We start from the raw sequence: 25,832 nt of genomic DNA on the forward strand, positions 1-25,832 counted from the left end.
TTTATGATAAGTTAAAAATAATGTTCCCGCTTAATATTCATATTAAAGCGGGAACATTTGTAGCATTAGCCTTTCGCTAATAACCCTGCCCAAGAAAGCAAAATACATAATGCAATAATAATCATGATCGCTTTATTGGAATTCATTTTTGGTCTACCAAGCAACCAATAGATAAAAAATACAACTAATGCCGGCACCAATCTTGGTAAAATTAGATCCAAATTTTCCTGTGCAGAAACTACTTTTTCACCTATCGTTGCAGTGAATGGCACCATGACATTAACCATAGTGGCACACATTACTCCTACAACGAAAACCCCTAAAACAGTCGCTGCATTAGTTAAAGCATTTAATTTATGCCCTAGATTAGTCACTAAATGTACCCCCTCACGATAGGCAATTTTGAGTTGTACCCAACGGAATACCATTGTCGCAATAGCAACCGCTACCCACAAACCAACACCTAAAGGATTACCGCCTATTGCCATAGTTGCAGCTATCGCCCCCATAATAGCAGGTATTAAGGAAGCAAAAATTGCATCTCCAATAGCTGCAAATGGTCCCATTAAACCAGATTTAATCCCTGCTACAGCTTCCAGTGATTTAACACCTTGTTTTTCTTCAAGAGCTAAGTCAATCCCCTTTACAATCGTATTAAAAAATGGACTAGTATTAAAAAACTGATTATGCATCACCATCATTTTATGTAATTCTGGCGTACGATCACCATACATTTTACGAAGCTGTGGTAGTAAAATCCAAAGATAGCCAGATCCTTGCATACGCTCATAGTTCCAACCTACTTGGTTAAATAACAAGTTACGAATATTAATCTGACGAAAATCTGCATCAGTTAATTTATAACCTTTTGGATTGCCCACTTGTTGATTAGAGTTCGTCATCTTCAATTTCTCCTTTTGTAGAAGTTGTATTCTTTGAAACAGGTGCAGATCCTGACTCTACACTACGTTGATAAACCATATAAGCTAATGCAAAACCAATCGCTGCCATTGCGAGCATAGGCACGCTATTATAAGAACGTCCAAGTGAGGCAGGAAGTAATCCATCTAATGCATTACCAATTGCAGCAACATTACCAAATAAAGTAATAAAAATTGATGTTAATGCAAAACTTAAAATAAGATAAGCTATATGACGTTTCGTTGGTAAATAGCGAAGTAGAATAGCAAATCCAAGTGCGGGTAAAACACCACCAGCTAAGGTTAAACCATCAGCAATAATTTTTAAAACACCATGCTGCATTGCCTCTGCTAAACTAGCAACAAACGGACCTCCAAATAACAAAGCTAATAAAATCGGAATTGCACGAGATAGCCCCCAAGGAACAATACCTAAAAGATAGTTAATACTGATACCACGATAATCATGATTATCAACGTTCTTATCAATACGATGAGCAAAGAATACGTTAGACATTCTGCCTAAAATATCGGTATAAACCATTAATGCTGCAATAGGTACCGCTAACGTGGTTAAAGCAAGTTGTGGATCCATTCCAGCAGAAACTGAGAATGCAGTTGCGATAACTGTGCCTGAATTTGCATCAATACGTGAAGCACCACCAAAAGTACCAACGCCTAGTACCGTAAGTTGCATTGAACCACCAATTAGTAAACCTGTTGTTAAATCTCCCATAATTAAACCTGTAACTAACCCAGCAAATACAGGTGAACCAGCACTAGATACAATAGTTATTTCATCAATAATTTGATAAAATGCGTAAAGCGTTATCAAGAGAATTTGCCACCATTCGATCATAATCGTTACTCCTCTATAAAAGTTTCATTAAATCTACTTTTTCTTCATTAGGTACTAACTGAGCAGTTAATTTAATACCTTTTTCAGAAAGCGTTTTAAACACAGCGATATCATCATCAGTCACATGAACTGTTTTTCTAATTGGACGTGTTTGATCTGTTTTTGGCATATTTCCAGCATTAATCTCTGTTAATACAACACCTTGTTCAACCAGTCTTAATAGAGTTTGTGGATTACGGGTTACAACTAATACTCGTTGAGAATCATAGCGTCCCTCAATAATATTAGTTGCAGCCCTTTCAACAGGTAAGACACTTAAATTTACCCCAGCAGGACAAGCTAAACGTAGCCCAGCTTTATCAATATCATTAGCAGCTGCAACATCATCAACAACCATAATTCTGGTAATATCTAAATAAGATGTCCATAAATTCGCCACCTGACCATGAATCAAACGTCCATCAATTCTCACATTTATTATTGCCATATCAATCTCCTTAACTTACTTATATGAATAAAGGGTAACGCCTTGTACCACTCGATTAACCTCTCCTGTAGGACAAGGATTATCTGTGGTATAACCAAGATGTAATGAACTATAAAAAGAATACAGTTGACCAATGACAAGATAAGGGAAAATTCGAGCCGCATCATCTAATGTAGAAATATCAGTTTTGAATAATCCATTTTCATCACCAAGTAATACTACTTCATGTGCTTTCTTGTCTTTTAATAATTCGTTGTAAAGATCTTTATCGTATTTTTGAGTATATGAATTTTGAGATAAGAAAATAAAAATAAGTGTGTCACCTTGCACCAAGGATTTCGGTCCATGACGAAAACCCATAGTGGACTCAAAGAACCCTAAACGCTCACCAGCAGTTAATTCAAGTAACTTTAATGCTGTTTCTCTTGCTAACCCTTGAAAATGTCCACTACCTAAATAAACAATTCTCTTAAGAGGTAAATGAGCTAATTCCTGAATTTTAGTAATATCTTGTTTCAATAAACATTCAGTAACAGTAACAAAACTATCTACCCAATGATGATCAAAACAGTTGGGAGCAAAGGTTAATAAAGCGGCAAGTATCATATTACTTGCACTTGATGTCATCGCAAATCCTTGATCATGTGTAGAATCAGGTAATGCGAGTGAATAAGCATTTGAATTACCAGAACATTTAATAAAAAGAGAACCATTTATATTATTAGTAATAGCTAAATGATAAACCTCTTTAACAATATCATTTACACGATCAACAGCCCCAATACTTTCAGGACTATTACCTGAACGAGCAAAAGAAACTAATAACGTAGGTTTATCTTCAAAAAGATATTGATACGGACTGGATACTAAATCTGTACTAGCAATAGCCTCTACAACACAGCCTAATTTTTCGCTTAAAATAGGTGAAACAACATTGCCAATAAAAGCTGATGTACCAGCACCAGTAAAAATGATACGCAACTCTCCCCGTTTTGCTCGTTTAACTAACGGTTCAACAAAAGCTCGAACTCCAGTGTTCAAAACAATATCTAATGTTTCACGCCATGTAGCTGGTTGTTGAGAAATCTCTTTTGCTGTCCAAAAAGCCTTTTGATCTTCTAAGGCTTGGTTTGAAATATTAAGAATCATTCCACTTTCCTTACACAATAAGTGAATCTTTTTAGAAAAAATGAAGTAATACTTTGTAACTACGCAAGTAAAACTGTTACGCCTGAATTTTCAAGATATTCTTGATAGTTTTTAGGTAATTGATGATCGGTTACTAAAACATTAATCTGATTCGCTTGACAAATAACAAAATCACTATATTGTCCAAACTTACTAGAATCAGTTACCACAATAACTTGATCAGCCGCCTCACACATCAAACGATTTAAATGAGCTTCTTGCTCATTAAATGTTGTAATACCTTTTTGTAAATCAAAACCATCAACACCAAGAAAAACTTTATCAAAACGATATTGACGTAAATTGTTATCAGCCATAATGCCTGAAAAAGACATTGCATTTTTACGTAATACACCACCTGTCATTCTCACTTCTACATTAGGACAATTAGCTAACTCCACAGCAATATCTAATCCATTTGTTAGTACAGTTAATGCTAAACTACCCAAATGACTTACGATTGCTTTCGTTGTTGTTCCGGAATCTAAAATAATACGGTCACCATCACTAAGTAATGAAGCCGCCATTTTCCCTATTTGGTATTTTAACTCAGGATAATTATTACATTTATCAGTGATAGAAAGTTCAGCAACTAATCTAGAACTTAATACAGCAAAACCATGAGAACGAGTAATATGCCCCTGTTGCTCTAATGCGTTTAAATCACTACGAATAGTAACTGTTGACACACCAAAATACTGAGCTAAAACTTCAACTCTTTGGCTATTGGTTTGTTGTAATAATTCTAAAATATCAGAACGTCTTTCAACTGTACTTTTCATTTTTTCTCCTAGCTAGTAAGCAATCACAAAAACTTCCGATTGCTTTCGTTTAATTATAAAAACAACAAAATCAAAAGCAATCATAAAGTTTAAAAAATAAGATGAAGATCACAAAATTTAAAATATTAATATAAAAATAACCGCACTTTATCTATACAAATAATAAACAATTTAAATAACCACGCCTATTCCTTTAATTTTTTAAATTTACGGTTTTTTAATTCTCCGCTATACTAATGTCAGTATTTTTAGGAGTATCAACAATGAAAAAAATTGAACAACTTTTTGCGAATAATTACAGCTGGGCAATCCGAATGAAAGAGGAAAATACCCAGTATTTCAAAGAGTTGGCAGAACATCAAACACCACATTACTTATGGATAGGTTGCTCTGATAGTCGAGTACCTGCCGAGAAATTGACAAATTTGGGACCAGGAGAATTATTTGTACATCGTAATGTAGCTAATCAAGTGATTCATACCGATTTAAATTGTCTTTCTGTTGTTCAATATGCTGTTGATGTATTAGACATAGAACATATCATCATCTGCGGTCATACTGATTGTGGTGGAATAAAGGCGGCAATCTCAAATCAAGAACTAGGATTAATCAACAACTGGCTATTACATATTCGTGATATTTGGTTTAAACATAGTCATTTACTTGGAAAATTATCACCAGAGAAACGAGCTGATATGATGACAAGACTTAATGTTGCAGAACAAGTTTATAACCTTGGGCGTTCTTCTATTGTACAGTCAGCCTGGAAAAGAGGTAAAAAACTTTCATTACATGGTCTAGTCTATGATGTTAAAGATGGTTTCCTTGTTAATCAGGGCGTAATGGCAACAAGTAGAGAAACATTAGAAATTTCTTACTCAAGTGCAATCTCTCGTTTACTTACCGTAAAAGAAAATGAAATTATGGATAAAGATCATAAAATGAGTGAATAAATCCCAAAAAATAAAATATAATCTAATAAAAAATCTAAAGGATAATCTAATGCAAAAAAGTGCACTATACCCAACAATTTATGTTTTAGGAAATGGTCAACTTGGTAGAATGTTACGTTATGCTGGTGCCCCACTTGATATAAATGTACAACCATTACCTTTTGACGCCCCTGTATTCGATCTACCTAAAGATAGTATTATTACGGCTGAAATTGAACGTTGGGAAAAAACACCATTAACAGAAATGCTCGGAAATCATAGTAATTTTATTAATCAATCCATATTTGGAAAATTAGCTGATCGACTAACGCAAAAATCCTTACTTGATGAACTCAATCTCAATACCTCAACTTGGACATTACTTAAAAATACTGATCAATGGCAAGAGATTTTTAACAATATAGGTGAAAAGGTTGTCGTTAAACGTCGAACAGGTGGCTATGATGGCAGAGGACAATGGATTGTAACTCAAGACAATAAAGAACAAATTAGCGATGATCTTTTAGGTGAAGTCATTGTCGAAAAGTTCATTCCTTTTGATTATGAAGTTTCCATTGTCGGAGCAAGATTTAAAAATGGAGAAACAAGATTTTATCCAGTAACCCATAATCTACAACAAGATGGTATTTTACGTTATAGTGTAGTTGATACTTCATTCCCTGCACAAGAAGCCCAACAAAAACAAGCAGAAGCAATGCTTAGTAAAATTATGCACAAATTAAATTATGTTGGCGTGATGGCGATGGAATGTTTTGTTGTTGGTAATGAACTATTAATCAATGAACTCGCACCAAGAGTACATAATAGCGGACATTGGACACAATTAGGTTCTTCAATCAGTCAATTTGAACTACATCTACGCGCATTACTCGATCTCCCTACACCAAAGCTTGAAATCACCGCACCAAGTGTAATGATTAATCTAATTGGTACAGAACATAATCCTCAATGGTTAAATACCGCATTTTGTCAACTTCATTGGTATGGAAAAGAAGTTAGAACAGGTAGAAAAGTCGGACATATTAATCTTTCTCATCCAGATAAATCTATACTAATTGCTCAGTTAGAGAAATTATCTAATGAATTACCAAAGGATTACCAATCTGGTTTAAATTGGGCGATAGAAAAATTAAAATAGTCTAAATTTTTATATAAATAATTAGTAAAGATCTAATATAATATAAAAATAAAAAGATTATTTTAAATAAAACTTGATTAATAATATATTAATCATATAAATTAGAAAAACACGACATTCAATAATAAATAAAGGAAGTATTATGTTTAAAAATATTACCGCAGCACCCGCTGACCCAATTCTAGGTTTAGGTGAAGCGTTTAAATCTGAAACACGTCAAGAAAAAATTAATTTAGGTATTGGTGTATATAAAGATGCTAATGGCGATACACCAATAATGACTGCAGTCAAAGAAGCAGAACAACGCCTATTTGATTTAGAATGTACGAAAAACTATCTTGCCATTGATGGCGTTGCAGAATTTAATGCTCGAACAAAAGAATTACTCTTTGGTGCAAACTCTGAGATTGTGACAAAAAATAGAGCAAAAACAGTACAAAGTCTAGGTGGAACAGGTGCATTACGTATCGCTGCTGAATTTATTAAACGTCAAACTAAATCACAAAATGTCTGGATCAGTAATCCTACCTGGCCAAATCATAACGCCATTTTTAATGCAGTTGGAATGACTATTCGTGAATATCGCTATTATGATGCTGAACATAAAACACTAGACTGGGATAATCTAATTGCTGATTTAAGTAATGCAGGGAAAGGTGATGTAGTTTTATTACATGGTTGCTGTCATAACCCAACAGGTATTGACCCAACACCAGAACAATGGAAACAACTTTCAGAAATGTCTGAAAGAAATGGTTGGTTACCACTGTTTGATTTTGCTTATCAAGGCTTAGCAAATGGTTTAGAGGAAGACGCGATTGGTTTACGCACTTTTGCAGCAAATCATAAAGAACTATTAGTTTCCAGTTCATTTTCTAAAAACTTTGGTTTATATAATGAACGTGTTGGTGCATTCACACTTGTAGCTGAAAATGAAACAATTGCAGCAACTGCACTAACACAAGTTAAATCCATCATCAGAACGCTTTATTCAAACCCAGCCTCTCATGGTGCCGCAACCGTGTCAATCGTATTAAATGATGATAAATTACGAACAGAATGGGAAACAGAATTAGCTGAAATGCGCCAACGTATTAAAAAAATGCGTCATTTGTTTGTTGAATTACTTAAAGAATATGGTGCAACAAGTGATTTTAGTTTCATTATTCAACAAAATGGAATGTTCTCATTTAGTGGATTAACTCCTGAACAAGTAGATCGTTTGAAAGATGAATTTGCAATTTATGCTGTACGCTCTGGTCGTATTAATGTTGCAGGTATCACAGAAGACAATATTCGTTATTTATGTGAAAGTATCGTAAAAGTACTTTAATTCTACTTCAGATAAAAACTGTAATAAAAACAGCTACACTTTGATTGCTAGATCAAAATGATCTGCACTCCAACAATTGGATATTCCAAATTAGGGTGCAGATTTTTATAGGTAAACATTATCACATATCATTTAAACATCAAATACAATGTGAAGAACGACAAAAAAGTATTTTTATAAAGTGATAAAACAGTTATTCCTTATATATAAGAATTAGGTCTTCGTCTATATGTAAAAGTTAAACACCATTAAAAAGTAGAAAAAACAAGTTATATTGCCACTAGTTGATTTAATCAAAATTCTTTTGCAGTAAAGTTAATTACCATGTCACTGAATTTAAAGTTTAGCAAAAAATTATCTTAAATTGATAAAGATAATTTACTAGTCGTTCATATAAACCGAGGCTATCTATGGAACAGAATGTTAATCCATTAAAGTGGTTCATTTTATATAATAATTGAACTCTTTTTTATCCTATTAAAATCAGAATATTTTTATCATTATCACTTTTCAAATATTGAAGAGTCAGAATAAGTTTCATATAAATATCATCGTTATTATAAACCGAGCTTAAAAATTAACAATTACACTTCTAACATAAATGTTTCTCGCAATTCTTGTAATTGATCTCTTATGGCTGCGGCTTTTTCAAATTCAAGATCTTGAGCATATTTATACATTTGAGTTTCTAATTTTTTAACTTGTAGTTGATATTCTTTTGGATTTTTTGGTATTGCATAACTACCATTATCTTCTTCAATTTTTGAAATCCGTTGTTTTGATTTTGATTTATAATTAGCTCCCTGACCAATATCTAGTAATTCGCCAACTTTTTTATTTAATGCTTGAGGAACTAATCCACGATCTTCATTATACTTGATCTGCTTTTCTCGACGGCGGCTTGTTTCAGAAATAGCCTTTTCCATTGAATTCGTGATTCGATCTGCATATAAAATTGCTTTTCCCCGTAGATTACGTGCTGCTCGCCCAATCGTTTGAATTAATGAACGTTCAGAGCGTAAGAAACCTTCCTTATCCGCATCTAAAATAGCGACTAAAGAAACCTCAGGAATATCTAAGCCTTCTCTCAATAAGTTAATACCAACCAAAACATCGAATTCCCCTAAACGTAAATCACGAATAATTTCAACTCGTTCAACCGTATCAATATCAGAATGCAAATAACGTACTCTTGCCCCATGATCTTCTAAATAATCAGTTAAATCTTCAGCCATTCGTTTCGTTAAAGTAGTCACTAAAACTCGTTCATTTTGATCCGCTCTTTGTCTAACTTCTGATAATAAATCATCAACTTGAGTTGCCACAGGACGAATTTCAATTTCAGGATCAAGTAATCCTGTTGGACGAACAACTTGATCAATTATCTCACTACCCGATTTTTCTAGTTCATAATTACCTGGTGTAGCTGACACATAAATAGTTTGTGGTGCTAATCGTTCAAACTCCTCAAAACGCAATGGACGGTTATCCAAAGCAGAGGGCAAGCGAAAACCATATTCAACTAGAGTTTCTTTACGAGAACGATCTCCTCGATACATTCCCCCAATTTGTGGAACAGTAACGTGAGATTCATCAATAATTAATAATCCGTCAGAAGGAATATAATCAAATAAGGTTGGTGGTGGTTCGCCTTCATTACGTCCTGATAAATAACGAGAGTAATTCTCTACTCCAGAGCAATAACCTAACTCATTCATCATTTCAATATCAAATTGAGTGCGTTGTGTGATACGTTGCTCTTCAACAAGTTTATTATTTTCTAATAAGAATTGACGACGATCAGCTAACTCAACTTTAATTTTCTCAATCGCATCTAATACTTTCTCTCTCGGTGTTGCATAATGAGTCTTTGGGTAAATCGTATAACGAGGTACAGCACCAAAACTCGTACCAGTTAAAGGATCAAACAAACTCAAACGTTCTATTTCATCATCAAAAAGTTCTATTCTAACGGCACGATCATCTGATTCAGCGGGAAAAATGTCAATAATTTCACCACGAACTCTAAATGTACCTCGCTGAAATGCTTGATCATTACGTGTATATTGTAACTCCGCTAATTTTGCCAAAATTTGTCGCTGACTAATAATCGCCCCTGATTGCAAATGTAGCATCATTTTCAAATAACTATCAGGATCACCTAGACCATAAATTGCCGAAACAGACGCAACCACAATAGTATCTCTACGTTCCAAAAAAGATTTGGTTGCGGATAAACGCATTTGTTCTATTTGATCATTAATAGAAGCATCTTTTTCAATAAAAGTATCACTACTTGGTACATAAGCTTCTGGTTGATAATAATCATAATAGGAGACAAAATACTCTACTGCGTTTTCAGGAAAAAACGCTTTCATTTCAGCATAAAGTTGTGCGGCTAACGTTTTATTTGGAGCAAGCAACATCGCTGGGCGATTTAATTTTGCAATAACATTAGCAATAGTAAAGGTCTTACCTGATCCTGTTACACCAAGTAAAGTTTGATGGGCTAATCCATCATTGAGATTTGTTACTAATTTTTTAATTGCTTCTGGCTGATCCCCTGATGGTTGAAAATCAGAGTGTAAAATAAAAGGTTTTTTATTTATTTTATTCATTATTTTAATAAAGGCTTTTATAAATTATGTTAACTGAAAGTCTAGCATATTTGTTTAGAATATTTAATTAAAATAGTAAGTTTTACACAGACTTAATTTTGTCAATATTTAAAATAAAAAAATTTTTTAATTTTTTAAAAAAAACATCTGGATTTTATATATCTTATTGAAAAATAATAAAAAGTTATTTTACAACCAATTTCATTCTCTCTTATCAGTCCCCTATATTTTATAAGGGTTTAGCAATTTTAAAAACATTTAATCCACAAAGTTATCCACAGCCTCTGTGGAAATAAAATTTGTATTATTTTTTTAAATAATTTTATTTTCAAAACTTGACAAGATCTATGAATATTCATATCATACGCCACATTCCTTGTGATATAGAATTATTCCTCCTTAGTTCAGTCGGTAGAACGGCGGACTGTTAATCCGTATGTCGCTGGTTCAAGTCCAGCAGGAGGAGCCATTTTTCTTTTGGTTAGTTTTTATTTGTCTCCTTTTATAAAAACTATTTTTTTCAAAAGAGCTTATTAGCCCATATTTTTTATGGGCTTTATTTTATCTCTTTGATTTTCTTGTATTTCATATTTTAGTTTAAAGAACATATATGCTATTACCTATTCTCTCTATTGTTATTGGATTATTTTTCTTACTATGGAGTGCCGATCGCTTTATTGATGGAGCAGCTTCTCTTGCAAACAGATTAGGTATGCCTTCTTTGCTCATTGGTATTGTGATCATCGGATTTGGTACATCAGCCCCAGAAATGATTGTTTCCGCTTTTTCCGCTCTCAATAAAAATCCAGGTATTGCATTAGGTAATGCTTACGGCTCTAACATTACTAATATTGCTTTAATTTTAGGAACAACAGCCCTTATAAAACCGATTATTGTACAATCAATTGTTCTTAAAAAAGAATTTCCAATATTAATTACCGTAACCTTGCTATCAGCCTATCTAATTTATGATTCAGAAATATCTTTATTAGATTCCATCATATTACTTACTATATTCACTCTCTATATGATGTGGACTATTTATCAAGGTATCAAAGATAAATCCGAAGATAAACTCGCTGAAAATATTGATCAAGAATTAACTGATCATCTTACAATGCCATTAAAAAATGCGATTATCTGGCTTATCATTGGTATGTTAGTATTACTAGCTAGCTCAAAACTTCTTGTTTGGGGAGCGGTAGAAATTGCTACCTTTTATGGAGTCAGTGATCTAATTATTGGTTTAACAGTTGTTGCCGTAGGCACATCATTACCAGAATTAGCCTCCTCTATTGTTGCGGCAAAAAAAGGCGAAGCAGATCTTGCAGTCGGTAATATCATTGGCTCGAATTTATTTAATACACTTGCAGTTGTCGGCATTGCGGGCTGTATAACGCCAATATCTGTTGAACCTGAAGTATTTACACGAGATATGCTGATAATGCTTTCTTTAACCTTTTTACTGTTTATATTTGGATACAGTTTTAAAAATAAACAAGGAAGTATCAATCGAATAGAAGGTGGGTTATTTTTGTTAACTTATATAGCCTATAATACTTATCTAATTTATAGCGTTATTTCTTAATCTCAATGGCTTAAACTCAATAACAAAAAATAAAGACAAGTTATTTCCCATTATTGAGTTCTTCTATTAATTGTTATCTTGCAAACAAAATAGCACCACCAGTTACAGGTAGTGTTGTGCTATACAAAAATGCTATTGCAAAAAATAATAAAATCGATCCTGCAACAAATTTCAAAACATAACTAACTTGTTGTTTTCTATTATGAGAAAAGTAAAATGCTCCCAACTTTTCTGCACTTCTTCTCGCATATAGCACCATTAAAGCAAATCCACTCAAAGTAATCGATGTCCCAACTCCCATTGCTAAAGTTGCCCAAATCCCCCACCAATAAAGATCAAGCATATAAGAAAGAAACAAGATAAAAATTGCACCCGAACAGGGTCGCATACCAATACTTAAAATTACCAAAAATTGAGATTTAAAACTTGAAATATTTTCTAATTGTTGTGCATTCGGTAAATGTTGATGCCCACAACCACAACTTTCAGTATGAATATGATTTTTTTGATTATTTATAACCGCACTTTTTTGAATAGACAAAGAATTTACTGAAATCGGTGCAATTGAATGGATTTTAAAAGATTGTTTTTGTGATTTATAATGATTAAACCCTGCCTTAATCCCTTGATAAATCCATAATAATGCCATAATAAGAACTAAGGAATAAGCGGTACGTTCTAACCATAATTGGCTTAATTGAAAATAACGAGAAGATAATTGCAATCCAACAACAACAATAGAAGTAGCAATAATCGCCACTAATGCTTGCATTAAGGAAGATAAAAAGGTTAATCGCATACTGGTTTTCACACGAGAATGATGCGTAGAAAGATAACTCGCAATCACAAATTTACCATGTCCTGGACCTAAAGCATGTAGTATCCCATAAGCGAAACTAATAAAAATTAATAAACTGCCAAATTTCCATGAGTTCTCTTTAATTTGATGCAAATAACTTGAGATAAGTTGATTAAACTCTCTTTGCCAATCAATTAATTGAGAAAAGAGATAGGGGAATAAATAAATAATTCCCAACAATAATAAAACTAATAATAGTAAATATTTAATATTTATTCGCATTTAATTACAACTCTCTGTGCAAATATTTTTCCCAATGAAGTATCAACATTAACCTGATTTTTATCCAATGATGAAGCATATTCTTTTATTTTTTGATCAACATTAGGCTCAACAACTCTTCCCTTACAATTTTTAGGTAATTGAGAAAAATCAACTACCTTTTTAATTTGTTCCTTATCGTAATACATCGAAACATAATAGCTTTCATCATAAGTGGATAATTCAAAAATATTATTTTCTAATTTTTGAGGTTGCGATAATAAGAAATCAAAATAGTACAAAGCCTCTGTACCATTAGATTTCATACCATAATTTTTAGGCTTAGAAAGATATTTAATTTTATTCCCTTGTTTATCAAAAAAGTAACTAAAATAATGCTCACTAGTAATATTTTTCATCATACTATCAACAAAAGCTTGTCGTTCTTTAGGATCTTTTATTTGTTTCAAATCATACAGCACTCCTGCTGAACTCACTTCATCTAATACCCATTGCACAGAAAATCCCATAAGATTTCCTTTTTCCACAAGCACTTTATTAGTCATTGAAATAAAAGCGTGAGGATGAGCAATTGTATAGCTAGAAAATGTCAATAAAAATACAGAAAATAAAAAAGAAATAATTTGTTTTTTCATCTTATACCTTATGAAAAATCAATTGGTGCAAAATACTAGCATAACTATAGTAGGAATGAAATAGAACTTAAAAATTGCTAAGATGATGAAAAAATAAATATGAGATATTTAATTTATGACTTATATCAAAAAAAATATAAAATCACAGTATATTTATAACTATTTATTATGTAATATAACAAATATCAAGTTTAGCTTGATATTCATAAAGTTCCTAAATAATCATAAATAAATAACTAAACTAATTTTGCCACCCTATTATAAGGGTGGTTTTTTTATGCCGGATTTAACCTTACATATTTATAAAATTTCAAGTAAAATAACCGCACTTTTTAACATTTAATGAGAATAATTATGTCATCACAATTTGTTTATACTATGCATAGAGTGGGTAAAGTTGTTCCACCAAAACGACATATTTTAAAAAATATTTCCTTGAGCTTTTTTCCTGGTGCAAAAATCGGAGTATTAGGGCTAAATGGTGCGGGTAAATCAACTTTATTACGTATTATGGCGGGCATTGATAAAGATATTGAAGGGGAAGCTCGCCCACAACCAGGTATTAAAATTGGCTATCTTCCACAAGAGCCTAAACTCGAACCACAACAAACAGTACGTGAAGCAGTAGAAGAAGCCGTTTCTGAAATAAAAAATGCACTGACAAAATTAGATGAAGTCTATGCTCGCTATGCAGATCCTGATGCAGATTTTGATAAATTAGCAGCAGAACAAGCAAAGTTAGAAGCTGTCATTCAAGCCCATGATGGACATAACTTACAAAATCAACTTGAACGTGCTGCCGATGCTTTACGCCTACCTGATTGGGACGCTAAAATAGAACATCTATCTGGAGGGGAACGTCGTCGTATTGCCCTTTGCCGTCTATTACTCGAAAAACCTGATATGTTATTACTTGATGAGCCGACGAACCACTTAGATGCGGAGTCAGTAGCTTGGTTAGAACGATTCTTACATGATTATGAAGGAACCGTTGTTGCAATCACCCATGACCGTTATTTCTTAGACAACGTAGCAGGTTGGATTTTAGAACTAGATCGTGGTGAAGGTATTCCTTGGGAGGGCAACTATTCCTCTTGGTTAGAACAAAAAGAAAAACGTTTAGCACAAGAGCAAGCGACCGAATCAGCTCGTCAAAAATCCATTGAAAAAGAACTTGAATGGGTACGTCAAAATCCAAAAGGTCGTCAAGCAAAAAGCAAAGCACGTATGGCACGCTTTGAAGAATTAAATAATGGCGAATATCAAAAACGTAATGAAACCAATGAACTCTTTATTCCACCTGGTCCACGTCTTGGGGATAAAGTAATTGAAGTACAAAACTTGGTGAAATCTTATGGTGAGCGTACCTTAATTGATAATCTATCTTTTAGTATTCCTAAAGGGGCGATTGTCGGAATCATCGGTGCAAATGGTGCCGGTAAATCAACGCTATTCCGTATGCTATCAGGACAAGAAAAACCTGATGCGGGAACAATCACGCTTGGCGAAACAGTCGTAATGGCATCAGTAGATCAATTCCGTGATGCAATGGACGATAAAAAAACAGTATGGGAAGAAGTTTCTGGTGGTTTAGATATTATGCGTATCGGTAACTTTGAAATTCCAAGTCGTGCTTATGTTGGACGCTTTAACTTCAAAGGAGTTGATCAGCAAAAACGTGTTGGAGAATTATCCGGTGGGGAACGTGGTCGTTTACACTTAGCTAAATTATTACAAGTTGGTGGTAATGTCTTATTACTTGATGAGCCAACCAATGACCTTGATGTTGAAACCTTACGTGCATTAGAAAATGCTATTTTAGAATTTCCAGGCTGTGCAATGGTTATTTCCCATGACCGTTGGTTCTTAGATCGTATCGCCACCCATATTTTGGATTATGGTGATGAAGGAAAAGTCACTTTCTATGAAGGTAACTTTACAGATTACGAAGAATGGAAAAAGAAAACTTTTGGTGCAGAGGCAACACAACCTCATCGTATTAAATATAAACGTATCAGCAAATAATTTTAAATATAATAAGGGCGAAAATGCCCTTATTATATTTAAATTGTAAATTCTGTAATAATAAAACAAAAAATAATGATGAAAAAAAGTGATGGCGTTTTAGATCCACATAAAGACAAAGAATTAGAATTAATGCTAGATGGTAAAAAAATCTCGCACTTTTTTATACTGATTCAGAAATTCCAGATAAATTCTTACCCTATTTAAAAAATGGTATTTTTAAATTAAAAGTATTGTCCTTCACATTTCGATCTAAAAATGATTTCCATTACTATATTATTTACAGACCCGAACATATAGATTATGCGGAAGAACTCGCATTGGTACTCAATAAAAGCTTTGGTAAAATCGATCTAGATTTAGAAAGAAAGATAGGACAATTACTTGGATATAATGAAAATGATATAGAATTTTATATTCAAAATGCTTTGCTTCATTTTAAGCATCAAATGTAACAACAACTTTACTTAATAATGTATAAAATCAATATTTAACAATCGTATTTACTACTAATGATATTTTTTATACTTTTTTCTAAATTCTTCTGGGCTTAATAACCCATCAAACTGCCACAAACCTAATTTATTTTTTCTCGCTTTTTCTTCCGCTTGAATATATGCCTTATCTTTAATATATTTTTTATATGCATAAGCATTCCCCGTTGCCACCATAATATAATTCACGGAATAAGACTGATTGTATAAAAATACTTCACCAAGTAGACGTTTATATTTATCTTTTTTAGCATAAGATACCAATACATAGCGACCATTTAACAAAGATCTCAAATAATTTTGACTAGCCTTTCCCCAGCGTTGTCGCTTTTCAGGTGCATCAATATTTGCCAATCTGACAATCTTTTTTACATTATTTATCTCACATTTTATGGTATCACCATCAATAACATACAATACTTTACAAACAACATTTTGATTATGCCCATCAATACGGTTATAAGTAGCCCAAACAGGCATACTCATAGATAAAATGAAAATAAAAAATAATTTTATTAATAAAAATACTTTTAACATAATCTCTCTTAATCCAGCAATTAATTACAATTCTTATTATTTACAATAAACTTGTTCAAAACACACGAATAACCACTGAAAATTATCATAAGTGCGGTGCTTTTTTAGTATATTTCAAAAAACTGTCAGTTTACTTTGATCATTGTATATTCTGTAGATCAAAAATGGTCTAATCCCTTTTATATAGGAATTAGACCATTTATAGAAATTTTAATGCTATTTATTTTTCAAATTTTGGATTTTATTAATAACATTACTCGTTGAGCAACCATTTTCAAAATTAAGCACCCTAACATCGCCACCATTTGCCCATACTTCCTTACTCCCCGCAATATCTTCAGGCTTATAATCACCACCTTTTACTAACAAATCAGGTAGAATTTCACCTATTAAGCGTTGTGGCGTGTCTTCATCAAAAGAAACAACCCAATCGACAGAGGACAAACCTGCAAGCACCGCCATTCTAGCAGAAAGATCATTAATAGGACGATTTTCCCCTTTTAAACGTTTCACTGAATTATCTGTATTTACTGCAACAATTAAGCGATCCCCTAATTTTCTTGCATTATCAAGATAAGAGACGTGTCCAGGATGAAGAATATCAAAGCAACCATTTGTCATCACAATCTTTTCACCACGTGCTTTGGCTAAGGCTACCACTGATTTTAGATCGGTTTCAGACATCACACCAAAACCATCTACATCACGTCCATGAATCGCATTTTCTAATTCTACGGTAGAAACGGTTGAAGTACCTAATTTCCCCACAACAATACCGGCAGCAACATTAGCAAGATAACAAGATTCCTCTAAACTTCGACCATCAGCAATTGCGGTAGCTAATGTAGCAATGACCGTATCGCCAGCCCCTGTTACATCAAACACTTCTTTTGCTTCTGTTGGTAAATGATAAGGAGCTTGATTTGCTCTTAATAAGGTCATTCCTTTTTCTGAACGTGTAATCAAAAGGGCGGATAAATCAAAATCGTTAATAAGCTTCAAGCCTTTTTCAATAATATCCTCCTCTGAATGACAAACACCAACTACGGCTTCAAATTCAGACATATTAGGCGTCAATAAGGTAGCACCACGATAACGTTCAAAATCAGTACCTTTAGGGTCAATTAGAACAGGAACATTTTCTTGACGAGCAATCTCAATCATTAATTTAACATCATTAAGCGTTCCCTTTCCATAATCAGATAAAATTAAAGCACCACAATTTTTGACCGCACTTTTTAATTTCCCCAATAAACTATCACTTTTCACATCATTAAAGTTTTCTTCAAAATCAAGGCGTAATAATTGTTGATGACGAGAAAGCACACGTAACTTGGTAATGGTAGGATACCCCTCTAATTCAACAAAATTACAATGAATACTCTGTTGATTAAGTAGCCTAATTAATGATTGTCCAGTTTCATCGTTACCAATTAATCCAAGTAACTCTACTGCGACATTAAGAGAGGAGATATTCATTGCAACATTAGCTGCACCACCTGCTCTTTCTTCATTACTATTTACCTTAACAACTGGAACAGGGGCCTCTGGTGAAATACGATTCGTTGCGCCAAACCAATAGCGATCAAGCATCACATCGCCTAGTACTAATACTTTTGCATGATTAAATTGAGCTGAATATTGTGCCATTTTCTTCTCTTACTTAAATATAAATAAAAATTTTACTAATTTTAACACAGGAAAAATGCTATTTCCTAAAAATTTAGTTAAACTATTCAACCATATTCATCAACACTATCGACTTAACTTATGGCTAAAACATTATTACCTACATTTAACAAGTCTTTCTTACTCCCTAAATATTGGGCATTTTGGTTCGGTTTAGCTATCTGGCGACTGATTTTATTACTTCCCTATCCTATACTAGTAAAAATTGGTGGATTACTAGGGAAATTATTTGCCTTCTTAAAAGTGGGTAAAAAAAGAGCTAAAATTGCAAAAAGAAATCTTCAACTTTGCTTTCCAGAATATAGTGATGAACAGATTGAAAATATTTTACAAGAAAATTTACGATCCGTTGGTATGGCGATTATTGAAACTGGTATGGCCTGGTTTTGGTCGGATAAACGTATCAAAAAATGGTGTAAAATTGAAGGTGCTGAACATTTAAAAAATAATATTCAAGATGGCATTATTCTAGTCGGCGTACATTTTCTTACTTTGGAACTAGGAGCGAGAGTTATCGGTTTATCTCAACCAGGAATTGGGGTATATCGTCCGAATGATAATCCTTTTATGGATTGGCTACAAATTCGTGGACGTATGCGTTCCAATAAAGATATGCTTGATCGTAAAGACTTAAGAGGAATGATTAAAGCAATTCGCAATGGTGAAATGATTTGGTATGCGCCCGATCACGATTATGGTCGTAAAAGTGCTGTTTTTGTGCCATTTTTTGCGGTTAAAGAAGCGGCAACTACCACTGGAAGTTATTATTTACTACGTTCATCACCAAATAGTAAAGTTATTCCATTTTCGCCAATTCGTAACAACGATAACTCAGGTTATAAAATTATCGTTTCTCCACCAGTAGATTTTCAGGATCTAACGGATGAAACAGCAATAGCCATTAGAATGAATTATATCGTAGAAAAAGAGATATTACGTGGTATCGAGCAATATATGTGGTTACATAAACGCTTTAAAACTCGCCCAAATGAAACTGATCTCAGTTTCTATGAATAAAAATAACACATTATTTACTAGAAATTTAAGCATGAGTTTAATAATATCTCTGGTATGATAAAAAATAACTTATGCTTAACTATTTACTTACAACCTTCGCTATTACGACTTTATCTACTTGTTCATCAATAAATAATGCCATTTTGGTTGTATATTAAAAAAATATAGATTTTTCGGCATTTACCAAAATCATTTTTCTTAATTCATTTGGTATCCCTATTTCTCATTCGAGAACAAATCAAAAAAAGATTGAGAAAAAATAAAACAATCCAATCTAAAAGAAAACGGTCTGATTTTTTCCGGAAAAATCGACATATTGATATTTACATAGGAAACAGGCAATTTATGCATTCTAGCTCATCACAAGGTGTCACGATTAGTTCTTTAGATAATTTATATTGGAAAAGAACCTATACCCAGTCTAGACGTATCTTATAATTATATTGACTTACTACTACTCTGCTTATAGATTATTAACAGAATATATAAATATCATTATTAGGCTTATTCCCTAAAATAGGATCCTATACTACTAGGATTCACTTATATATTAGGCTGTTCTTATTTTAATTTATAACTTAATAAAGGTAATTATCATAAATTAAATAACCTAAAAAATACCTAAGCCCATGTCCTATTAATTGCTTAGCTAATAACATATGAAATAAAGGAAATAATATGAAAAAACTTAATGAATTAACACAAGAACAACTTAGAATTTGCATAAATAGTGGAACAGAAAAACCCTTTACAGGAAAATTCTTAAATGAAAATCGTATAGGAACATATCGCTGTGTCCGTTGTCACAATCCATTATTTCGATCAGATACGAAATTTGATGCAGGCTGCGGTTGGCCTAGTTTTTATGAAACAATTAGCAAAAATTCCTTGCGCTATATTGATGATTATAGCCTAGGACGTCATCGTACCGAAATTCGCTGTGGTAACTGTGACGCACATATGGGACATGTTTTCCCCGATGGTCCAGCACCAACAGGATTACGTTTCTGCCTAAATTCTGTTGCTTTAAATTTTAAATGGGATGAAACAGGTGAAAATATAGATGGTTAATCAATAACAATAACCTTTATAAGAGTATTAATAAAAAGAGCTAGATTGCAATATTTATAATCTGGCCCTTCGGTTATTAAGGTAAATAATTAAGCCACAAATTTCATCTTTTTTTGAGGTCTCATTTGGTGAATATTATTTGTAATTACTCCAACGATTGGTAGGCTATGCCAATCTTCTACTTTTATCAGCTGCTGTTTATTATCTACAGGTAAAAAAATAAATTGTTTATCTGTGTGAGCAATAAATTCGTAAATACTAAACTGATTATTCTTTTCTAAAACAATTAAATCATTTATTGTTAATTCACTAACTTTTTCAACAACTAATATATCACCTATTTCAATTCCCCAACTAACCATTGCTTCATTTGTAACTTGAATAAAACAAGTTTTATGTGGACGCTTTATGCAAAACAAATTTAGATCCAATTTTTGCTTGATATTACTGATAGTTTGTTCTGTATCTTTAAAAAAAGGTATTGGTCTATAAGAAATAATATTATCTACTTTGGCAATGATATTCGGGGTATTCATAATAAGCTCCTATCTCACTTATACTTTTGTTTTTGATGACTTATATTCAACTATTATTTATTTAACTGTTTATACTCAACACCTACCACACTGTGTTTTTATACAGCTAAATAATACTGTTTAAATACACAGCATGTCAATTGAAATAATTATCTTTTTTTAAGCATTTTTTGAATATTATATGGTTAAGTCTTTTTTTTTGATGAAAATACATTATTTTTACTTTTTTATGTTTTCTTTGAGTTCATTTTAAGTTATCTTTTGAAACTTGGGGGATCTTTAATTAGGTCTGATGATTAACAATAAGTATTAATTACACAACATTATATTATCAATTATGAATCAATCTCGTTTATTCTCATTATTTTTTCACGGAAGTTTAGTTAAAAGAATTTCTATTGGTCTTCTTTTAGGTATTTTATTAGCCTTAATCTCGCCCGCTCTACAAGGTGTTTTAGGCGTTAATCTTGCCGAACAAGTTGGTTTCTTAGGTAAAGTCTTTGTGCGTTCATTACGTGCTATTGCACCTATTTTAGTTTTCTTATTAGTTATTTCGGCTATTGCTAATAAGCAAATTGGTGGTAAAAGTAATATGAAATCAATTATTACTTTATATTTAATAGGTACATTTTTTGCTGCGTTAGTGTCTGTATTATTCAGCTTTGCACTTCCAACTGAAATAGTCTTGAAAACACAAGAAAATTCTTTATCACCACCAAGTGAAATTTCAGAAGTATTAGGTACACTCGTTTTAAATGTCGTTGATAACCCTGTTAATGCGTTATTTAGTGCAAACTTTATTGGTGTATTATCTTGGGCAATTGGTTTAGGTTGGGCATTACGACACGCTTCTGATACAACTAAAAATGTAATGAATGATTTTTCTGAAGCAATTTCAAAAATTGTTCACGTAATTATTAGTTTTGCACCTATTGGGGTATTTGGTTTAGTCGCAGAAACATTAGCCGATAAAGGATTAGGAGCATTATTAAATTATGCCCAATTACTTTTCGTATTAATTGGTTCAATGCTAATCAGTGCATTTGTCGTGAATCCAATTTTGGTTTATTGGAAAATTCGATCTAATCCATATCCATTAATCTTTACTTGTATTCGTGAAAGTGGATTAACCGCATTTTTAACACGCAGTTCAGCAGCAAATATTCCAGTTAATATGGAATTAGCTAAACGTTTAAATCTTGATGAAGAAACTTACTCTGTTTCTATTCCATTAGGTGCAACGATTAATATGGCTGGTGCTGCAATTACAATTACCGTTTTAACACTTGCAGCCGTGCATACCTTAGGTGTTGAAGTGTCTTTCTTTACTGCTGTATTATTAAGCCTTGTTGCGAGTATTTGTGCTTGTGGTGCTTCAGGTGTAGCAGGTGGCTCTCTTTTATTAATCCCACTTGCTTGTAGTTTATTCGGTATTTCAAATGATATTGCAGCTCAAGTTATTGGGGTAGGTTTTATTATTGGTGTACTTCAAGACTCAGCAGAAACCGCATTAAACTCATCAACCGATGTAGTATTTACAGCTGCTGTTTGTATGGCTGAAGAACGTAAAGATGCTTAATTAAATTCTTTATTTTGTAATAATAAGGCGGATCAGTTGATCCGCTTTTTTTATAATAAATAATCATAAAAATAACTATTTATTATGTACAAAGCATAGACTAATTTGCTAGACTTCCAGTGAGAATTTTCTCTTTATAATTAAGGATTTTATATGGATATTTTAGATATATTACCTATAACCACTATCTTGTTTGTAGTACTAATCATTGTGGTACTTTATTCTACATTAAAAACTGTTCCACAAGGTTATCATTGGACGATTGAGCGTTTTGGTCGTTATACCAGAACCTTAACACCTGGTTTAAATTTTGTAGTGCCTTTTGTTGATCGTGTTGGTCGTAAAATCAATATGATGGAACAGGTGTTAGATATTCCCTCCCAAGAAGTTATTTCTAAGGATAATGCTAATGTTTCAATTGATGCCGTTTGCTTTGTTCAAGTTGTCGATGCGCGTCGTGCTGCTTATGAAGTAAATCATTTGGAACAAGCTATTATTAATCTAACAATGACTAATATTCGTACGGTATTAGGTTCAATGGAACTTGATGAGATGTTATCACAACGTGATAATATTAATGGACGTTTGTTATCTATCGTTGATGAAGCGACAAATCCTTGGGGAGTAAAAGTAACCCGTATTGAAATTCGTGATGTTCGTCCACCTCATGAACTCATTGATGCGATGAATGCTCAGATGAAAGCAGAACGCCAAAAACGTGCTGAGATTTTAGAAGCGGAAGGTATTCGTCAAGCACAAATTTTACGTGCAGAGGGAGAAAAGCAATCTCGTATTTTAACTGCAGAAGGGGAAAGACAAGAAGCCTTTTTACAAGCAGAAGCTCGGGAGCGTGCTGCTGAAGCAGAGGCAAAAGCTACTCAGATGGTTTCTGATGCGATTGCACAAGGGGATACTAAAGCAATTAATTACTTTATTGCTCAAAAATATACTGAAGCTCTTAAAGATATTGGTCGTGCAGAGAATAGTAAAGTTGTTTTAATGCCGTTAGAGGCAGGAAATTTAATTGGTTCTGTTGCAGGAATTGCAGAATTATTAAAAGGCGATAAAAAATAAACGATTAAGTTAATTCGGACGTATTAAAAGTGCGGCCGTTTTTTAAAAAGTTTTTGTAACAACGATGATAGGATTATAGTTATGGAATGGCTAACGAATTGGACCCTTTGGCATTGGTTAATTTTAGGATTTGCTTTGCTCATTGGTGAAATTATTATTCCTGGTGTTTTTCTACTATGGTGGGGGCTAAGTGCTATTGTAATTTCTGCTGTAATGGCAATTTTTCCAAACTTATCTTTAACGACATTGACGATTATTTATGCTATTTTAGCATTTTTACTCAGTCTGCTTTGGTGGAAATATCAATCTAGTAAAGATAAAAAAGATCAGATGAATTCATCACTTAATCAACGTGATCATGCGATGTTAGGAACAAGAGGAATTGTAAAAGAAATTTCAGAAAACAATATTGGTCGAGGTCATTTTGGTGATACAACTTGGCGTATTCAAGGCGATAATTTGCAGATAGACGATGTTGTTGAAGTTTATGATGTTGAAGGAATTACTTTATTTGTGCATAAAGTAGATAAATAAAAAAGATAACAATAGAGATACACACAATGAAACATTTAGTTATTTTTGCTCATCCAAATAATGAAAGTAGTTTTAATAAAGCTATTTTAGAAACAACCTTAAGTGCGAGTAATGAATTAGGCGTAGAAACAGAGGTAAGAGATCTTTATACCCTTGATTTTAATCCTATTCTCTCTTGGAATGAAATTTTGGGCTCTCACCAAAAAATTATTCCTTCTGAAGTAAGATTTGAACAAGAATTGATTAATCAAGCTGACTTAATAACTCTGATTTATCCCCTTTGGTGGATGGGATTTCCTGCTATTTTGAAAGGCTATCTTGATCGCATTCTAAGTCATGGCTTTGCCTATAAAACTGAAAATGGGGTTTCTGTGGGCTTATTACATGGTAAATCAATGCAACAATTTATTACCATTGGTAATAATCTTGAGAAGTATCAATCTCAAGGATTTGACCATTCTTTATGTGATTGTTTGGTTGATGGGCTTTTTAATTATTGTGGCATTACTGATATTCAACATAATTTCTTTGGTGAAATTCACGGAATCAATGATGATGAAAGAAAAAAAATATTAGATATTGTTTATCATAAAACAATTAAAAATTTAACCGCACTTTTAGAAAATAAATAGTTTAGAGTATTACTTAATGACAAAAGATAATAATATTAACAATTTTTCACTTATCAGCCGTTTATTTGGTAATTTATTTTATCGTTCTCCAAATGATCCCACTTTAGCCAATGTTTTTTTATGGTTAAAACAAAAAGGACTGTCATCAATTTGGTGCTTGGAATTAGATAAAGAAAGCCAAAAAGCACTAGATAATCTACAAATGGAAATTGATTTATCGGTGTTAAAACAAGAATACCAAACATTATTTATTGATAATTCAAAGGTTTCAATAAAGATCTCTGATTACGGTATCAGTAGTGCTGATTTTCTAAATTTTAGAGCGATAAGAGGAATGCCTCTAGAAAGTGCAGATAATTTTGGACTCGTTTTCTTAACTGCTTCTTGGATTGAAGATAATTTAGATTCTGTTGATGCTCAGAAAGAGCTGTTTGAAAAATTCTTATTACCTTGTGCAAGTCAATTTTTAAAGCAGGTAGAATTAAAGGCAAGCTTACCTTTTTATAAATCTTTAGCATTACTTTCTCGTGAAATTTTATCTGCGATGGCGGATGAATTAGAGGAAATTTAGTTAAGTAAATAAGATGAAATAACAATCCGCACGTAAAACGTGCGGTTTTTCAGCTACCCTATAAGGACTTAGTACTTCACATGCCCCTCAAGGGGCATGTGAAAACTGACAACCGTACTATAACTCTATGGCTCACCCCTTAAAGGGGTCTATATATTCCTTCTTCGATAAATTATCCTGAAGCATGTCTTCCTTTTCTTGGTTCCTTATATATTCTTCTACTACCTTAGTATTTAAACCTACTGTACTTTTAATAACATATGAATATGATCTTTCATTGCATGTGCTTCGATTATTTCTACATTTTTGTAATTACATAACTGCCTTAATATACTCCCTATATCCATACGCAATTTTCCATAAATTGCCTTTCGTCTGAATTTCGGAATAAAGACTATATGATACTTACAGTTCCATCTTGTGTGTGATAGACTTGAATCGTCATTGGATTTATTTGCCATTGGCACATCCTCCTATATTTTGAATTTGGT

At 32.8% G+C, this 25,832-nt stretch carries 24 protein-coding genes, 1 tRNA gene and 1 pseudogene; 14 read left to right on the forward strand and 12 right to left on the reverse strand.

Annotated elements, in window-relative coordinates; all coding sequences use genetic code 11:
• Positions 1 to 65: 65 nt before the first annotated feature.
• The 5 genes from EV697_RS04185 to agaR are packed head-to-tail and all read right to left on the reverse strand — an operon-like array spanning position 66 to position 4,236.
• The gene (locus EV697_RS04185; RefSeq protein ID WP_132022957.1) at positions 66 to 902 is read right to left on the reverse strand and encodes a PTS system mannose/fructose/sorbose family transporter subunit IID; all 837 of its coding nucleotides are present in this window, start codon (positions 900 to 902) and stop codon (positions 66 to 68) included.
• Positions 889 to 1,779, reverse strand: a complete 891-nt coding sequence (locus EV697_RS04190) for a PTS mannose/fructose/sorbose/N-acetylgalactosamine transporter subunit IIC (protein ID WP_132022959.1) — start codon at positions 1,777 to 1,779, stop codon at positions 889 to 891. Before EV697_RS04190 ends, EV697_RS04185 begins: the two co-directional genes overlap by 14 nt.
• A 13-nt stretch (positions 1,780 to 1,792) precedes the next feature.
• The gene (locus tag EV697_RS04195; RefSeq protein WP_132022961.1) at positions 1,793 to 2,266 is read right to left on the reverse strand and encodes a PTS sugar transporter subunit IIB; all 474 of its coding nucleotides are present in this window, start codon (positions 2,264 to 2,266) and stop codon (positions 1,793 to 1,795) included.
• A gap of 15 nt (positions 2,267 to 2,281) precedes the next feature.
• The gene (locus EV697_RS04200; protein WP_132022963.1) at positions 2,282 to 3,415 is read right to left on the reverse strand and encodes an SIS domain-containing protein; all 1,134 of its coding nucleotides are present in this window, start codon (positions 3,413 to 3,415) and stop codon (positions 2,282 to 2,284) included.
• Positions 3,416 to 3,474: 59 nt separating this feature from the next.
• Positions 3,475 to 4,236, reverse strand: a complete 762-nt coding sequence (gene agaR / locus EV697_RS04205) for a transcriptional repressor AgaR (RefSeq protein WP_132022965.1) — start codon at positions 4,234 to 4,236, stop codon at positions 3,475 to 3,477.
• A 263-nt stretch (positions 4,237 to 4,499) separates the two neighbouring features.
• Here agaR and can point away from each other — a divergent pair, with 263 nt between their 5' ends.
• The 3 genes from can (at position 4,500) to EV697_RS04220 (ending at position 7,660) form a co-directional block, all read left to right on the forward strand.
• Positions 4,500 to 5,189, forward strand: coding sequence for a carbonate dehydratase (gene can, locus EV697_RS04210; RefSeq protein WP_132022967.1), 690 nt, complete (start codon positions 4,500 to 4,502; stop codon positions 5,187 to 5,189).
• Between the two features lie 49 nt (positions 5,190 to 5,238).
• On the forward strand, positions 5,239 to 6,327 hold the full coding sequence (gene purK / locus EV697_RS04215; protein WP_132022969.1) for a 5-(carboxyamino)imidazole ribonucleotide synthase: 1,089 nt from the start codon (positions 5,239 to 5,241) through the stop codon (positions 6,325 to 6,327).
• A 142-nt stretch (positions 6,328 to 6,469) separates the two neighbouring features.
• On the forward strand, positions 6,470 to 7,660 hold the full coding sequence (locus EV697_RS04220) for an amino acid aminotransferase (RefSeq protein ID WP_132022971.1): 1,191 nt from the start codon (positions 6,470 to 6,472) through the stop codon (positions 7,658 to 7,660).
• A gap of 584 nt (positions 7,661 to 8,244) precedes the next feature.
• Here the strand turns inward: EV697_RS04220 and uvrB are convergent.
• Positions 8,245 to 10,281: an excinuclease ABC subunit UvrB gene (uvrB, locus tag EV697_RS04225; RefSeq protein ID WP_132022973.1), complete on the reverse strand. Its 2,037-nt coding sequence runs from the start codon at positions 10,279 to 10,281 to the stop codon at positions 8,245 to 8,247.
• A 390-nt stretch (positions 10,282 to 10,671) separates the two neighbouring features.
• Here uvrB and EV697_RS04230 point away from each other — a divergent pair.
• Both EV697_RS04230 and EV697_RS04235 read left to right on the forward strand, forming a co-directional pair.
• Positions 10,672 to 10,747, forward strand: a tRNA-Asn gene (locus tag EV697_RS04230).
• Between the two features lie 141 nt (positions 10,748 to 10,888).
• Positions 10,889 to 11,866 (forward strand): calcium/sodium antiporter, encoded by a 978-nt coding sequence (locus tag EV697_RS04235; RefSeq protein WP_132022975.1) that lies wholly within the window; start codon positions 10,889 to 10,891, stop codon positions 11,864 to 11,866.
• 73 nt (positions 11,867 to 11,939) lie between these two features.
• On the opposite strand, the gene zevB is transcribed toward EV697_RS04235, so the two are convergent.
• Both zevB and zevA read right to left on the reverse strand, forming a co-directional pair.
• Positions 11,940 to 12,947 (reverse strand): zinc transporter permease subunit ZevB, encoded by a 1,008-nt coding sequence (gene zevB, locus EV697_RS04240; protein ID WP_132022977.1) that lies wholly within the window; start codon positions 12,945 to 12,947, stop codon positions 11,940 to 11,942.
• Complete coding sequence (gene zevA / locus EV697_RS04245) at positions 12,938 to 13,582, reverse strand: zinc transporter binding subunit ZevA (RefSeq protein ID WP_132022979.1); 645 nt, start codon at positions 13,580 to 13,582, stop codon at positions 12,938 to 12,940. Before zevA ends, zevB begins: the two co-directional genes overlap by 10 nt.
• A gap of 354 nt (positions 13,583 to 13,936) precedes the next feature.
• Between zevA and ettA the strand changes: the two genes are divergently transcribed.
• Complete coding sequence (gene ettA, locus EV697_RS04250; RefSeq protein ID WP_132022981.1) at positions 13,937 to 15,607, forward strand: energy-dependent translational throttle protein EttA; 1,671 nt, start codon at positions 13,937 to 13,939, stop codon at positions 15,605 to 15,607.
• 509 nt (positions 15,608 to 16,116) lie between these two features.
• Here ettA and EV697_RS04260 read toward each other — a convergent pair.
• Both EV697_RS04260 and hldE read right to left on the reverse strand, forming a co-directional pair.
• Complete coding sequence (locus tag EV697_RS04260) at positions 16,117 to 16,638, reverse strand: thermonuclease family protein (protein ID WP_132022983.1); 522 nt, start codon at positions 16,636 to 16,638, stop codon at positions 16,117 to 16,119.
• A 216-nt stretch (positions 16,639 to 16,854) separates the two neighbouring features.
• The gene (gene hldE / locus EV697_RS04265) at positions 16,855 to 18,288 is read right to left on the reverse strand and encodes a bifunctional D-glycero-beta-D-manno-heptose-7-phosphate kinase/D-glycero-beta-D-manno-heptose 1-phosphate adenylyltransferase HldE (RefSeq protein ID WP_132022985.1); all 1,434 of its coding nucleotides are present in this window, start codon (positions 18,286 to 18,288) and stop codon (positions 16,855 to 16,857) included.
• A gap of 120 nt (positions 18,289 to 18,408) precedes the next feature.
• Here hldE and EV697_RS04270 point away from each other — a divergent pair, with 120 nt between their 5' ends.
• The 3 genes from EV697_RS04270 to msrB all read left to right on the forward strand — a co-directional run bounded on the left by EV697_RS04270 (position 18,409) and on the right by msrB (position 20,415).
• A complete protein-coding gene (locus tag EV697_RS04270) occupies positions 18,409 to 19,344 on the forward strand; it encodes a Kdo(2)-lipid IV(A) acyltransferase (RefSeq protein WP_132022987.1) in 936 nt (311 codons plus the stop codon).
• Between the two features lie 345 nt (positions 19,345 to 19,689).
• On the forward strand, positions 19,690 to 19,782 hold the full coding sequence (locus EV697_RS09960; RefSeq protein ID WP_236824050.1) for a hypothetical protein: 93 nt from the start codon (positions 19,690 to 19,692) through the stop codon (positions 19,780 to 19,782).
• A gap of 240 nt (positions 19,783 to 20,022) precedes the next feature.
• Complete coding sequence (gene msrB, locus EV697_RS04280) at positions 20,023 to 20,415, forward strand: peptide-methionine (R)-S-oxide reductase MsrB (RefSeq protein ID WP_132022989.1); 393 nt, start codon at positions 20,023 to 20,025, stop codon at positions 20,413 to 20,415.
• A gap of 89 nt (positions 20,416 to 20,504) precedes the next feature.
• Here msrB and EV697_RS04285 read toward each other — a convergent pair whose 3' ends face one another.
• Complete coding sequence (locus EV697_RS04285; RefSeq protein ID WP_132022991.1) at positions 20,505 to 20,951, reverse strand: LexA family protein; 447 nt, start codon at positions 20,949 to 20,951, stop codon at positions 20,505 to 20,507.
• A 337-nt stretch (positions 20,952 to 21,288) separates the two neighbouring features.
• Here EV697_RS04285 and sstT point away from each other — a divergent pair, with 337 nt between their 5' ends.
• The 5 genes from sstT (at position 21,289) to EV697_RS04310 (ending at position 25,341) form a co-directional block, all read left to right on the forward strand.
• Positions 21,289 to 22,530 carry a serine/threonine transporter SstT gene (gene sstT, locus EV697_RS04290; protein ID WP_132022993.1) on the forward strand — a complete coding sequence of 414 codons (1,242 nt, stop codon included), beginning with the start codon at positions 21,289 to 21,291 and terminating at the stop codon, positions 22,528 to 22,530.
• A 153-nt stretch (positions 22,531 to 22,683) separates the two neighbouring features.
• On the forward strand, positions 22,684 to 23,604 hold the full coding sequence (locus EV697_RS04295) for an SPFH domain-containing protein (RefSeq protein WP_132022995.1): 921 nt from the start codon (positions 22,684 to 22,686) through the stop codon (positions 23,602 to 23,604).
• Positions 23,605 to 23,685: 81 nt separating this feature from the next.
• Positions 23,686 to 24,138, forward strand: a complete 453-nt coding sequence (locus EV697_RS04300) for an NfeD family protein (protein WP_132022997.1) — start codon at positions 23,686 to 23,688, stop codon at positions 24,136 to 24,138.
• 26 nt (positions 24,139 to 24,164) lie between these two features.
• Positions 24,165 to 24,770 (forward strand): NAD(P)H-dependent oxidoreductase, encoded by a 606-nt coding sequence (locus tag EV697_RS04305; RefSeq protein WP_132022999.1) that lies wholly within the window; start codon positions 24,165 to 24,167, stop codon positions 24,768 to 24,770.
• 16 nt (positions 24,771 to 24,786) lie between these two features.
• A complete protein-coding gene (locus EV697_RS04310; RefSeq protein WP_132023001.1) occupies positions 24,787 to 25,341 on the forward strand; it encodes a TorD/DmsD family molecular chaperone in 555 nt (184 codons plus the stop codon).
• Positions 25,342 to 25,473: 132 nt separating this feature from the next.
• Here the strand turns inward: EV697_RS04310 and tnpA are convergent.
• A pseudogene (gene tnpA / locus EV697_RS04315) lies at positions 25,474 to 25,802 on the reverse strand (IS200/IS605 family transposase).
• Positions 25,803 to 25,832: the final 30 nt, after the last annotated feature.

Source organism: Bisgaardia hudsonensis (assembly GCF_004345785.1).
Classification (GTDB): Bacteria; Pseudomonadota; Gammaproteobacteria; order Enterobacterales; family Pasteurellaceae; genus Bisgaardia; species Bisgaardia hudsonensis.

What these genes read in the sequence shown, in the direction of transcription:
- EV697_RS04190 (WP_132022959.1), bottom strand. Translation starts at nt 1,779, where the DNA reads ATGATCGAATGGTGGCAAATTCTCTTGATAACGCTTTACGCATTTTAT.
- sstT (WP_132022993.1), top strand. Translation starts at nt 21,289, where the DNA reads ATGAATCAATCTCGTTTATTCTCATTATTTTTTCACGGAAGTTTAGTT.
- EV697_RS04300 (WP_132022997.1), top strand. Translation starts at nt 23,686, where the DNA reads ATGGAATGGCTAACGAATTGGACCCTTTGGCATTGGTTAATTTTAGGA.
- hldE (WP_132022985.1), bottom strand. Translation starts at nt 18,288, where the DNA reads ATGGCACAATATTCAGCTCAATTTAATCATGCAAAAGTATTAGTACTA.
- EV697_RS04195 (WP_132022961.1), bottom strand. Translation starts at nt 2,266, where the DNA reads ATGGCAATAATAAATGTGAGAATTGATGGACGTTTGATTCATGGTCAG.
- EV697_RS09960 (WP_236824050.1), top strand. Translation starts at nt 19,690, where the DNA reads ATGCATTCTAGCTCATCACAAGGTGTCACGATTAGTTCTTTAGATAAT.
- ettA (WP_132022981.1), top strand. Translation starts at nt 13,937, where the DNA reads ATGTCATCACAATTTGTTTATACTATGCATAGAGTGGGTAAAGTTGTT.
- EV697_RS04185 (WP_132022957.1), bottom strand. Translation starts at nt 902, where the DNA reads ATGACGAACTCTAATCAACAAGTGGGCAATCCAAAAGGTTATAAATTA.
- msrB (WP_132022989.1), top strand. Translation starts at nt 20,023, where the DNA reads ATGAAAAAACTTAATGAATTAACACAAGAACAACTTAGAATTTGCATA.
- EV697_RS04200 (WP_132022963.1), bottom strand. Translation starts at nt 3,415, where the DNA reads ATGATTCTTAATATTTCAAACCAAGCCTTAGAAGATCAAAAGGCTTTT.
- EV697_RS04305 (WP_132022999.1), top strand. Translation starts at nt 24,165, where the DNA reads ATGAAACATTTAGTTATTTTTGCTCATCCAAATAATGAAAGTAGTTTT.
- EV697_RS04295 (WP_132022995.1), top strand. Translation starts at nt 22,684, where the DNA reads ATGGATATTTTAGATATATTACCTATAACCACTATCTTGTTTGTAGTA.
- EV697_RS04310 (WP_132023001.1), top strand. Translation starts at nt 24,787, where the DNA reads ATGACAAAAGATAATAATATTAACAATTTTTCACTTATCAGCCGTTTA.
- can (WP_132022967.1), top strand. Translation starts at nt 4,500, where the DNA reads ATGAAAAAAATTGAACAACTTTTTGCGAATAATTACAGCTGGGCAATC.
- EV697_RS04270 (WP_132022987.1), top strand. Translation starts at nt 18,409, where the DNA reads ATGGCTAAAACATTATTACCTACATTTAACAAGTCTTTCTTACTCCCT.
- EV697_RS04220 (WP_132022971.1), top strand. Translation starts at nt 6,470, where the DNA reads ATGTTTAAAAATATTACCGCAGCACCCGCTGACCCAATTCTAGGTTTA.
- EV697_RS04285 (WP_132022991.1), bottom strand. Translation starts at nt 20,951, where the DNA reads ATGAATACCCCGAATATCATTGCCAAAGTAGATAATATTATTTCTTAT.
- agaR (WP_132022965.1), bottom strand. Translation starts at nt 4,236, where the DNA reads ATGAAAAGTACAGTTGAAAGACGTTCTGATATTTTAGAATTATTACAA.
- zevA (WP_132022979.1), bottom strand. Translation starts at nt 13,582, where the DNA reads ATGAAAAAACAAATTATTTCTTTTTTATTTTCTGTATTTTTATTGACA.
- EV697_RS04260 (WP_132022983.1), bottom strand. Translation starts at nt 16,638, where the DNA reads ATGTTAAAAGTATTTTTATTAATAAAATTATTTTTTATTTTCATTTTA.
- EV697_RS04235 (WP_132022975.1), top strand. Translation starts at nt 10,889, where the DNA reads ATGCTATTACCTATTCTCTCTATTGTTATTGGATTATTTTTCTTACTA.
- zevB (WP_132022977.1), bottom strand. Translation starts at nt 12,947, where the DNA reads ATGCGAATAAATATTAAATATTTACTATTATTAGTTTTATTATTGTTG.
- purK (WP_132022969.1), top strand. Translation starts at nt 5,239, where the DNA reads ATGCAAAAAAGTGCACTATACCCAACAATTTATGTTTTAGGAAATGGT.